A 10,129-nucleotide genomic window follows, 5' to 3' on the forward strand; every position below is an offset into this window, starting at 1 on the left:
GGTGAATAATGGTGTGTAAAGTTCTTCCATTCTCGACTTCTGTGATTTTGGTTGTTTTGTCATCGCTGCTAGTAGCCAGGTAACGTCCGTCAGGGGAAAAGGCTATTGCCCTGACCTTACTCTGGTGAGGAATTTGATTCTGCGCCCTGATCGTTTGGGTAATTTGTTGCAATGCTGAAATTGGACTATAGGCGACATACTCAGTCACAGATTGATTAATCACTTGAGAGTACAACTCTTGAGTGATTTGTAGGGCAAAAACAAGAGTCTCTAACTGCTGACTGGGTACATTCTCAAATTGCCGTAGGACTTTAATACCCAACCGTTCCCATCGAATACTGTCTAGGGCGAGTTTGCGCTCTACCCTAGCTCGATACACCAACCCACCTGTACCAGCAATAATCAGCACTGAGGCCAGAGATGTGAACCTTAATTGCCAACGGCTCTGCCGTACCCTCTTCTCAATCTCAGCTAAACTGCGTTCCGCTTCTTCCCGTTTGGTTTGCTCCTCTTTCAGTTTCTCCTGCAACTGTCGCAGTTCCGGTGCTTGCTCGCGCACATAGCGCACCAAATAGTCATGCACCAACTGATAGCACTGTTCCCCTCGCTCCTCTATCGACAGCACCAACCCCGAACCCACTAAAATCTTCAGCACCAGGGGTAAGTCTGCCACCTCTATCTTTTTCCGTAACTCCCGTTCCAGTTCCGGCTCCGTCTTCACCGGGCGGCGCAAATCTTCATCCGTCAACAGAAACAACAGCCAATAGGCCGATCGCTCATGTTCTGTGCCACAATCTTGAACAACCGTCTCAATATAACGCCGCACCAGTTCCGTTTTCGGCTCCAACACCCCCTCATACAGCCGCTCATACTCCTCCAACCGCGTAATATAACTGTCTTCCAATTGACTGCCCACAATCTGTAACTCAATCGGAATCACCTCTTCCGTCTCTCCCGCCAAATCCTGCACCAGACGCTCCAAGAGTTCCTCTTCCGGATGAAAGCTCGTCTTCTGGGTCAACCGCCGAATAATCTGCACCGCCTCCTCCGGCTGAAAATAGGACAACGGATAAGCATTCTCCTTACCCAGCACATCCCCCACCCGTTGCAGTTCCCGTTGCTCAAACAAATAATGAATATAATCCTGGCGAATCGAGATCACCACTTGCAACTTAGGACAGCGCTCCAACCCCTCCGAGAGCAACCCAAACAGCGCCCTGCGCTCCGGCTTTGTCCGAAACCGAAAGAAAAACTCCTCAAACTGGTCAAAAATCAACACAATGCGCTCATGGGAACGCTCTGCCTCTCGCCACACCCGCAACAAATCCGCCTCAGTCCACCCATTCCCCATTCCCCGCTCCCCATCTTCCCTCTCTTCCCCATCTCCGTGTCTCCGTGTCTCCGTGTTTCCGTGTCCCTCTCCACCTATTCCCCATTCCCTCAATTGCTCCCCAATCTGCCCTTGCCAATCCTCATATCGCCGCAACACAATCGGAACAATCCGGTCTTGATGCACCTTCTCTGCCAACGCCGGAACCAACCCCGCTTGCAACAGCGAACTCTTCCCCACCCCCGAATATCCATAAATCACCGTCACCACATGAGAGGTATCCAATATCCGCTCCACCAACTCCTCAACCGCCTTCTCTCTCCCAGCCGCCCGAATTTCCGTCGCCACCCCCCGTTGATGGGGTCTGGGTTTCAAGCGACTCGCCCCCACAAACCCGCGAAAATTATACTCAAACTCCGCCGTCCGTAACTCTCGCTTCACCTCATAGGCTTCCCAATAGTCCTTACGCTCAAACAACAGGTCTCTCAACACCTGCAATACTTCCACATGCAGCCTCGGCGCACGCTCTACCCCCGACTCCCGCACCCTCTGCAACTGCTCAATAGCTGCATCCCTCTCTCCCCGACGGCGATAAACCTTCGCCAAAATCAACCGCGACAGCACCATATAATATTGAGTCGAGTCTTCTGGAGCTTCCTGTAATACCTTCTCGCTCCACTGCTCTGCCTCCTCCCACTGCTCCTGCTCAAACGCCACCTCTGCTAACACCGAATAATCCCGCAATAGATAACGCTTCGGCCATTTCTCCTCATCTTCATGCAACGGAATTACCTGACACGCCAACTGTGCCAACAACTCCCAATGCTGCAAATACCGCAAGATTCCCAACCAGCGATGAAACGTCCTCGCCACATTCTCCAACTCTCCCGCCTCTTCCCACAGTGCCAACGTTCGCTGCACATACCCATACGCCACCTGCCACTCAGAACCCTCTCGCCGTTGCTCCTCTACCAGTTCATTAAATAACTTCGGCGGCACAAACTGCACATTCTCCCTTGTCGGAAACGCTTTCCGAAAATAGGCATACGCCAACTGACTGCACACATAGCCTTGTTGCTCCAGATTTCCCTGCTCTTCCCACATCTCCTGCGCCCGTTGATAATGCCCAATAGCTTTCTCAATCTGGCGATTATCCCCATAAGGCACACCAGCCAACCCCAACAACAGTTCTAGATGCGCTCTCCCTTCCGCGCTCAGGGTTGCTCCCTCCTCTTCCATATCCCGTTGCACCGCCTCCAATGCCATTGCCAGTTCCTTCGCTTCTTCCGGAGTACAAATCCCCCCATTCCTTTGAAAATGTTCTACCTGCTCGGCTAACCAGTCATTCAGTGCGGCTGAAGGAAGCCGAAATTGATAGTGACTTGCCCAACTTGCCAAATCCGGAGCCGATTTGAGCAACGTTTTCAGCACGCCCTGATTCACCCAAAACACCATCGGCACAGGAAACTCCCCCTTCAGAGACTCCCGCACCTGGTTCACAGAAGCCAACAGTTTCTCCAGTTGCTCGACTCGCTCCCAACCCGTAAGAATTAGGGAATAGGGAATAGGATTTTCATTTCCCCCCGATGTTTCTTGATAAGATCCTTCTCGGTGTAGCGCATTTAATAAAGAAGTCTCCCCTTCCTGCAATTTCACTACCTTGATGTGTAAGGCTGACATCTTCACCAACTCATCAATTAACCCCTGCTGCAAATCGCCATAATTACAACAAGCAATCATCAGCGCAAACTCACCGCGAGAAGCTTCAAGCATCCAGTTGAGGTTGTCTAGAATATCCAGATTTTCAGGACTGAGAGCAATCATGAGGTTAGGGAATAGGGAATGGGGAATAGGAGTTTTTTATGGATAACTTGATTTTAGTTTTTTGATGATAGTGGTTAGAATCTTGATGATGGTGGTTAACTCGTCTTGCATTGCAGTAAACTTTTTTTGAGAAACAAGTTGAGCATTAATCATAATTTTAATCCAGTATTGAGTTTCTGATGCTTCTTTAATGGCTATAGAATATTTAGAAATCAGATCGTTTCGAGATTGAGCATAAGTAGCTTCGGCACAGTTAGCTCCAATCGATGTATCACTTCTTAAAAACTGTTTAGCTCATACTTTTCCGGCATCATCATAATTCCTTTTACTCAATTCTACATAAGCGCTAATCACTCGCACCGCAAAATGTTCCGTTCTCTCTTGTATATCCATTTCCCCCATTCCCCATTCCCTCTATCCTCCTATCACAGCCCAAAGCACTGTATCATTGATTCAAAGCATCCAACCGCTCCAAAATCTCTAAACCCTGCGCCACATCACCCTGCATTGCCAAGGCTTGAAAGCGTGTCTGAGCATCAAACTCAGCTAGTGCCAGTGTTGAGAGTTCCTCCATTAGTTTATTCACACTCATGCCACGAGATTGAGCCAGTGCTTTCAGGCGAGAATGTTTGTCATCGGGTAAACGAATAGTTAAGGTTGCCATATTATACTTACTCCATAATCAAGGCTTCAGGGGAAAGAATAGAAAGCTGGGGAAAGATGAGTTCAGCCCTCTGGAAATCTTTAACATTTTGGGTGATAATTGCCTCAGCATTTCCTGCGATCGCCAACTCAATCAAATGATTATCCCCTTCATCCCTCAAGTTTGGCCGCCATAAGTAATACACCTGAACCCATTGACTCACCGACATTAAAGCAGCCAGCAATGCTTCAACATCTACTCTCGGTAGCGGACAACGTGCCATGACTTCTGACCTCGACAGAATGGACTCATACTCCAAAAACAAAGCCGTTCCCATCAGAGGTTGATACTTGCCTTGTAAGCAGGCACGAAGCACAGCACGACTGACTCCATCCGGACTAATCAAGGCACTGACAAAAACATTGGTGTCAATCACAAGCTTGCTAGACATGAGCCAATGATAGCATATACGCCATCATTAGGGATGGGAATGGCGATCGCCCCTATGCCCTATTCCCCAATTGTTCCGCGCCTTCCAAAATAGGATTGATGTCAAACCAAGAAACTCCATCTTCTTGATACTCAAATACTAAACGAGAATGAATTAATTTATCGTAATGTTCATCGCCGCTTACCTGCTGAGTCTGTTGTACCTGTCGCAACAATTCCCATTCAGATTCATCAATCTGCAACATCATATTACTGCGTCGCTGGCGGATGACAAATTCTAAACTTTCACGGGTAAGTTTTCCTTTTTTACGGTCTTTAGGAATCCACTCAGTTAACAGTTGCAGTAATTCCCGGACATGACCGCCGCTGGTACGACAGAGATGGTCTAAACTGGAGGAATGATCAAATATTTCTACAACTTTATTCAGTCGTTCTGCTTCAGTCAAATTGGGGAAAGCTCTGGCTAAAACCATTTGCCTCATTTTCTCCATTCCTTGAGGACAATCTTGGCGATCGCGATTCTTAAGCCGTACCATAGGCAAGAGTTTCGGTGAATCGGGATAGCGGGTTGTTAAACGGTTGTATTCATCACAAAATCGTAATGATAAGGGCATGGTATAGACTAGGTGGCATTGGAATTTTTGCAGGAATTCGGCTTGATCGATAAACAAGTATTCTTGTTGAGGACGATCCCAAGATTTTCGGGTGGCATCAATGCGGTCTAAGTTATCAACAATGACAACTAATCCTTGCTTGTTTTGTTGTTTTAAGCATTCAATGGCAGGCTGAATCAGTTCTTGGTTAATGGCTTTGATTAACTCGGTTTTCTGCGGCCCTAAAAATTGATTAAGCTTCTGTCTCAGTTGAGTATCTTCTTTCGCTTTGGCAGTAATTTTAGCAATTCCCATGCCTAATGAAAAGCCTTCTGAATTGGCTTTAACACCGATTTGAGGCAGTTTTTCAGTTTCAGGAATGCCAATTTCTGCTTCTGTGAGATTAAATTCCTTTTGTAATAAATCCGTGGTTCGGTTTAAGAATCCCCGTAGTCCTGTGGCTGGGGGAAGTTGTAGTTCTTCGAGTCCCTGGGAAATTCGACGGGCGATCGCCAATAATACATCTCCAATATCTACATCTGCTAATTCTAAGTCTTCGCTGGATTCAAAATAAATGGTATAAAATCCGGCTTCTTCCAATTCCGTTCTGAGCTTCAATAGTTCGGTTGATTTACCGCAGCCAATATGTCCAGTAAAGAGATTACAGGTGGGTTCATCGGGATAGATCTCAGTAATATGCTCAAATAACTCGGTAATAACGCGATCGCCTCTTACCTGAGTAAAATCAATATAGAGCTTTCTTTGTTCGCGATCGCTAACATCAATAGTATCGCTCGGTTTAGTCGCTTTAAGAAACCGAATAAAATCAAAGGGCATAGATTAACGACTCATGGTCTAATTCAACGAGTGGTATTGAGGGGTTCCCCTTCATCCCCCAGTAGGAGGTAAGAGAAATCCCTCTCCTGCAAGAGAGGGACTTTCAAGTTGACAAAAAAACGTGATATAAGCAGCGAAAAGGAGAGTTAGGAGAATTTTTATTGCCTATTCCCTATTGCCTCAAACAATACCATAATCCTCCTAAATACCTCATGCACTGCTATAGTACTATCCTCCAACTGAGCCAGCAGAGCCTTGAGCTGTGTAGTCGAAATTCAAGAACATAATCACAGATACAGTGGCAAAATAATAGCCAATTATCCCGATAGCTAAGTACAAGACTGCTAAGGCAGCAATCGTTAACCCAACCATACCGAGGAGACCACTAATAATACCTGCGGCAAAAGTCAAAAGTAGAATAGGGATGAAAACAGATAACCCTAAAAGTACGAATCGTCCAAATACAGCCCACCAACGACCTTTAACCAGACCTTGACTATAGCCCATGGCATCGAAACCACAATCACGTAATGCAATAGCATAGTAGGTAAAGCTGTACCGAATAGACAGCCAGATACCAGGAATGATCAATACGATGAAGCCCAGTGCAACAAGAATAGATACGACGATGCTGACAATAAATGCAATAAAAAACTTAGGGGCAGCATTTTCCAATACTGCCATCATCTCTACACTCTGACCTCGAATGGAGCGCTCAACCACATTGGGTACAGCTAGTCCAACTACGATCAACAGGACATTGCCAATGATAGCAAGCAGTATGGCTAGGCCACCAGAGAGCTGCTCTGAGAGTAAAAGGGGTAAATTAGTGATCAGCGTAAAAATGCAAAAGATTTGAATATTTTTAGTGAACTCTGACCAGCCTATACTAAGGTACTCTGGAACACCAAGTAGAGACTTTTGCAGAGAACGTTGCAGGTTTGATTCCATAATTGTAGACTTCCTTTCAATTTAATCATCAGTTGCCTGAGAGAACCTGAACCGAATAAATAGAGTATTTATAGCGCTTCACGCTAGGCAATAGGTACAAGGCAATCTAGCAATAGCTTGTATTGCTTAGAGTCTAAGGCTTCAATCTACACCTTATAGACGAAAAAAACGCTATAATCTCTGGTACACTCAGCGTATCACATCCCTTTTTGAACAAACTTTAAGATATAAATAGAAACACAGATTGGGAGGTTTAGAATCTTTTAATCATACTCTCCTCGTTAAGCAGGGGTTAAAATTATTCTAAAATGCGTAATTCTTTACGAATGTCTTCGAGTTTCTGAGTATATCCTAACGTTTGATATCCTTGTTGAACTTCAGTTAACCAATCGAGGGCTTGGGAGCGATCGCCCATTACCTGATAAATTTGAGAGAGACCATGGGCGATCGCCGCTCGATCTTCTAAATTATCGGAAGCGATCTGATTCAAGCCTTGTTGATAATACGCTTGAGCTAGAGGAACCAGCCCCAAATTCAATAAATATAAATCCCCTAATTGTCGGTATATGCTGGCTCCCTCGATATCGTTACTCACCACTGATTCTAAATGTGCGATCGCCTCAGCGATTAAGTCAAAATTCAAATAGAGTCGCGCTAACGCTAAATGTTCAGCCGCAGGATCGAGAGACTGTTGCCGAATTTGGGCTTCTTTTAAAGAGAATTCGGCTTGTTTTTCTGGTTCTAGAATCTGGAAATGAATTCCTCCAGCCATGGGTTGTGCATCGAGAGAAGAAGCACCTTGATCTGTTTCAATTTGTAGGGTGTAGCTGATTCCCGCCTCCAGAGAGCGATCGCCAGAATATATTATTTCTGTGGGAATAGGTTCCAAACCTGCTTCTACAGAACCCACTTCTACTGTGGTGCGCCAAATCTCGACCCCATCCCCTTTCAAAATGACTGTATAGCTTTGGCTATTGGGAACTGAATGCCAACGAAAGCGAGGCGTTGAGGTTCTCAGATACGTGCGTCGAGGGCTAATAATATAGGGTACATCAGCGTGTAGTTGAAAATCCCTATCACCTCGATGAGGACAACCATAGGAACCCGGAGAACATTCAGGTTCATCTTCTGTCTTTTCAGCTTGACTGATGCAAGTATTCGGTTTTTGTTCTCCTGAAGCGATCGCCTGTAAACTTAAATTCAAACATTGGACTAACAGGGAGCCATCCGTAGCTAACAGGCGATCGCCTGCAAACACCGGCATTCCTAATCTAGCTCTTACTCTACGTCCATCTTGGCGCTCCAGTTCTCCCTTCCCTTCCACCTGCACAATCCAACCATTGGGCAACTCATTACTCGCAGCAAAGGCGATCGGAGTAAAACTCAATACTCCAGCACTCAAGAGGGTAGTGAGTAGTAGGTCTCTCTTGATATTCATAGCTCTGTTCGGTGAGGATAGCTTTGTTACCTATGGTAGTCTAAAAATCCTCTGGTCAACATTTAAAGCGATCAACAGAGCAGAAGAGTAATCGGTAAAAAGTTTTTCCCCATTCCCTATTCCCCAAGAAATCTATTGAGTTCCTGCATCAATACCTAACTCGATATTCGAGCGACACAATTGTTGGGTGGCTTCATCTGGACTCGCGATCGCCAAATTCCACTTACTTTCCCAGTTGGAAGCAGTTTCATTAGCTAAATATCCCTGAGCGATAATCTGGCTATTTTCATCATCCGGAATCAAGACTAGCTCTTTTTCTTCAGGATATTCTCGTTTCAGAGCCGAAACTCTCACGGTTCTGGGTAAGGGAGTGATGCGAGCTGATTTCATCTGTTCCTCTTCCATTTCATCAAACGCAATCGGCCACTCTGCTGCACCTAAATCAGAAAAGAGATAACGAACAAACTCTGAAGGCTTGCCATTAGGATAAATGAGATAAAAGCAGGAACGAGAGAGCATTTTAGGAGTCGCCATTTGAGCCATTGCAGATGAGGCTTGTTTGATGTCCGGATTCGGGGGGGCCTCACATCCGGCCAACAGGAGAGCGCCGACTAAGGTTAGTCCTAAAGCGGTTCTAAAAATCATTTTGGTTTCTCCCTATCGGGCTTATCTATAATAGTGAACAGTTAGGGGCAATTAACGTTTATTTGAGTGAAGCAGAAATGATCAATGGCAATCAGGGATTTGAAACGACGATTAACAAGGTTGTCCGGATGCCTCAAGAGAGTGAACTGTGCGATCGCGCCCGCATCCTCGGACTGAATGTCGTTAACGTCATGTGGGAAGATGCTGCCCGGACTGCGGGTTCTGTCTGGGGGCCCAATATTACTGATATGACACTACAAGTGCGCCATGGCAATAATTCCCAGAAGAAAGAACTCTTACCCGTTATTCGCTATCCTAACTTTACCGATAAAACGGGTGATTTGCCTCTAGAGTATGTCTACCTCAAAGTCGGAAATCAACAGGGAGAAGACCTAGAGGCAATCTCGTTGAAAGAATACCTGAATAATCTCTCTGAATATATTAGTTATCCAGAGAAATATGATCCTGAAAACAAATCCCTGGTAACGGATAAGGATACCCACATTTTAGTTAGCGCTCAAGCCTGCTTTCTTCCCATTCCTCAACAAGGGAAATGCGAGTTTAACCCGGTTCTGTTTAATTATCAATCTCGTAAGGATAGTCCGGCCGTTCTGGCGATTCTAATCACGACAGAAGGCAGTAGTGCAACTGTACTCGATAATAATAGCGATCGCGCCCAATGGGGACAAAATGTCTATTTCAACAACAACGGTCAAAAGACTTGCCTCACGGGAGAGCGCCTAAGCGACTACAAAGACCACCAAGCTCAAGAAATTGCCAGTCGTCAAGGCATTTCCCTAGAAGAAGCTCGTAGCCAAGTCACCGTTGCCGAAGATGTGAATAGGGTAATGATTGTGCAAGTTCCCTTAAAACAAAAACAAGATTCTCCCTTCCTGTCTATGGCTGCTGGTAGCTGTGATTTTATGCTAGAGGAGAAGTGCCGGGGGATAACCTTGGAAGAGAGCGATATGGAAGATGCCGTCATTGGCCATGGAGAGGATGAAGGCGAACATTTAGAACTTGGGGGTCACAAACTCGAACGAGACCCCAACTATCCCATCCGTATCACCGTACAGTTCTATAAAGCCACCAGCAACGGCATTATTGATGACGAAGATTTAGTCAATATCCATAACTGCATTGAAAAATCCTATACCAGTGCCGATTATATCGGTTCTTTAGTTGTTGGAACCCTAGAAAAAGGCCACCTAGGAATGGGTGAAGCGCGTCCCACCCAACCTGCACCTTCTACCCAACCCGTTCTTGGGCCTCCGAAAGACTTTTTACAAGTGGTGAATCCTTTTGCTCCCCACGAGAAGCCAAAAACATGACTATAGCCCTTCGCGCTAGGGAATAGGCAATAGGCTTGCTTTGCAATAGCTTGTATGGCTTAGGTTCTAAGGCTTCAAGCTGTACCT

General features: G+C 45.8%; 8 protein-coding genes and 1 pseudogene. 1 reads left to right on the top strand and 8 read right to left on the bottom strand.

Going from position 1 to position 10,129, the window contains the following annotated elements; translation table 11 throughout:
• The 8 genes and pseudogenes from J7529_RS23540 to J7529_RS23570 all read right to left on the bottom strand — a co-directional run.
• The coding region (locus J7529_RS23540) for a WD40 repeat domain-containing protein (RefSeq protein WP_318730999.1) at positions 1–3,154 on the bottom strand (3,154 nt) is incomplete at its 3' end.
• 36 nt (positions 3,155–3,190) lie between these two features.
• A pseudogene (locus tag J7529_RS24940) lies at positions 3,191–3,433 on the bottom strand (four helix bundle protein); the annotation flags it as partial.
• Positions 3,434–3,599: 166 nt separating this feature from the next.
• On the bottom strand, positions 3,600–3,818 hold the full coding sequence (locus J7529_RS23545) for a toxin-antitoxin system HicB family antitoxin (protein WP_271938816.1): 219 nt from the start codon (positions 3,816–3,818) through the stop codon (positions 3,600–3,602).
• 7 nt (positions 3,819–3,825) lie between these two features.
• Positions 3,826–4,248, bottom strand: a complete 423-nt coding sequence (locus tag J7529_RS23550) for a putative toxin-antitoxin system toxin component, PIN family (protein WP_318731000.1) — start codon at positions 4,246–4,248, stop codon at positions 3,826–3,828.
• 52 nt (positions 4,249–4,300) lie between these two features.
• Positions 4,301–5,677 carry a hypothetical protein gene (locus J7529_RS23555; protein WP_318731001.1) on the bottom strand — a complete coding sequence of 459 codons (1,377 nt, stop codon included), beginning with the start codon at positions 5,675–5,677 and terminating at the stop codon, positions 4,301–4,303.
• Positions 5,678–5,905: 228 nt separating this feature from the next.
• The gene (locus J7529_RS23560) at positions 5,906–6,628 is read right to left on the bottom strand and encodes a hypothetical protein (protein ID WP_271938826.1); all 723 of its coding nucleotides are present in this window, start codon (positions 6,626–6,628) and stop codon (positions 5,906–5,908) included.
• Between the two features lie 298 nt (positions 6,629–6,926).
• A complete protein-coding gene (locus J7529_RS23565; protein ID WP_318731002.1) occupies positions 6,927–8,066 on the bottom strand; it encodes a hypothetical protein in 1,140 nt (379 codons plus the stop codon).
• Positions 8,067–8,198: 132 nt separating this feature from the next.
• A complete protein-coding gene (locus J7529_RS23570) occupies positions 8,199–8,711 on the bottom strand; it encodes a hypothetical protein (RefSeq protein WP_318731003.1) in 513 nt (170 codons plus the stop codon).
• A gap of 62 nt (positions 8,712–8,773) precedes the next feature.
• Here J7529_RS23570 and J7529_RS23575 point away from each other — a divergent pair, with 62 nt between their 5' ends.
• On the top strand, positions 8,774–10,042 hold the full coding sequence (locus J7529_RS23575) for a hypothetical protein (protein WP_318731004.1): 1,269 nt from the start codon (positions 8,774–8,776) through the stop codon (positions 10,040–10,042).
• Positions 10,043–10,129: the final 87 nt, after the last annotated feature.

Source organism: Roseofilum sp. Guam (assembly GCF_017746735.1).
Taxonomy (GTDB): Bacteria; Cyanobacteriota; Cyanobacteriia; order Cyanobacteriales; family Desertifilaceae; genus Roseofilum; species Roseofilum reptotaenium.

Excerpts from the sequence above, each read along its gene's own strand:
- J7529_RS23545 (WP_271938816.1), bottom strand. The coding sequence starts at position 3,818 with ATGGCAACCTTAACTATTCGTTTACCCGATGACAAACATTCTCGCCTG.
- J7529_RS23550 (WP_318731000.1), bottom strand. The coding sequence starts at position 4,248 with ATGTCTAGCAAGCTTGTGATTGACACCAATGTTTTTGTCAGTGCCTTG.
- J7529_RS23555 (WP_318731001.1), bottom strand. The coding sequence starts at position 5,677 with ATGCCCTTTGATTTTATTCGGTTTCTTAAAGCGACTAAACCGAGCGAT.
- J7529_RS23560 (WP_271938826.1), bottom strand. The coding sequence starts at position 6,628 with ATGGAATCAAACCTGCAACGTTCTCTGCAAAAGTCTCTACTTGGTGTT.
- J7529_RS23565 (WP_318731002.1), bottom strand. The coding sequence starts at position 8,066 with ATGAATATCAAGAGAGACCTACTACTCACTACCCTCTTGAGTGCTGGA.
- J7529_RS23570 (WP_318731003.1), bottom strand. The coding sequence starts at position 8,711 with ATGATTTTTAGAACCGCTTTAGGACTAACCTTAGTCGGCGCTCTCCTG.